This window comes from Kineococcus glutinatus, from assembly GCF_039542765.1.
Taxonomy (GTDB): Bacteria; Actinomycetota; Actinomycetes; order Actinomycetales; family Kineococcaceae; genus Kineococcus_A; species Kineococcus_A glutinatus.
The window spans coordinates 1-1,171 of record NZ_BAABIL010000591.1 but is presented as its reverse complement, the minus strand read 5'-3'; the positions used below and the strand labels follow the sequence as shown (position 1 = coordinate 1,171).

Below are 1,171 nucleotides of genomic sequence, written 5' to 3'. Positions count from 1 at the left end.
ACCACGGCGGCCACCACACCGGCCACCCCGCGGCCGCGCCCACCGCGCGGCAACCGCACCCGCGGTGGGCGCGGTGGCGGGCAGAAGCGCCCCAGCGTGCCCAGCTGGGACGAGATCGTGTTCGGGGCCAAGCGCGACTGACCGGCGCGGGCCGGCGACACCGGGGCCGCCGGCCCGGGCCCGCCGGTTCCCGCCGGGCGGGGCGCGCTCAGCCGCCCGTGGCGAACAGCGGGACGAGCCGCTCCTGCGGGGTCAGCGCGCCGTGCAGGCCCAGCAGCCGCAACAGCTCCGGGCGCTGGCGGCGGGAGTCGACGACGGCGACCTCCCCGCGCATCACCGCGAGGACGTCCCCGATGCGTGGGTGCACCGCCGCCTCCACCGGGCCGAACCAGCCCGCGGCGACCGCCTCCGCACGCGTGAGCACCCACGCCTGAGCACCCAGCCGCCCCCGCCACGCCGCCGCGACCTGCGCGGCCGCCCCCGGCTCGCAGTACAGGTGCAGCGCGCGCGGCTCCCCGCCGGCGTGCCGCAGCCCCGCGGTCAGCTCCGGTTCCACCGCCAGGTCCACCCGCTGCGCGAAGGGCACGTCGACCATGCCGTGGTCGGCGGTCACCACCAGGCGGCAGTCGCGCGGCAGGCGGCGCGCCAGGGCGGCCAGCGCGGCGTCCACCCGCTCCAGCTCCTCACCCCACTCCCGCGAACCGACACCGCGGCCGTGGCCCGTGCGGTCCAGCTCGCCCCAGTACACGTAGACGAGGCTGCGGGCGGCGCTGCGCACCGCCGCGACGGCGGCGTCCACCCGCGCCTCCAGCACGTCCGGGGTCGCGACGAACCGCCCGCCGCGCAGCGTCGCCTCGGTCAGCCCGGAGCCGTCGAAGTGCCCCGGCCCCACCCGGACGACCTCCACGCCCGCCGCCTGCGCCTCCTGCAGGACGGTCGGGTGCGGTTGCCAGCGGCGCGGGTCCAGCTCCGCGTCCCACGCGAGCTGGTTGACCAGGACGTCGCGGGCGGGGTCGAGGACCTCGTAACCGACCAGGCCGTGCACCCCCGGGGGCAGCCCCGTGCCGAACAGGCCCATGCTCGTGGCCGTCGTCGTGGGGAACCCCGCCTCGATCGTGCGGTGGTCGCCGTCGCGGCGCAGGCGGCGCAGGAACGGCGCGTGCCCGCCGCG

At 79.1% G+C, this 1,171-nt stretch carries 1 protein-coding gene; it reads right to left on the bottom strand.

The features are described from left to right. Positions 1–208: 208 nt before the first annotated feature. The coding region (locus tag ABEB16_RS18730) for an alkaline phosphatase family protein (protein ID WP_345713726.1) at positions 209–1,171 on the bottom strand (963 nt) is incomplete at its 5' end.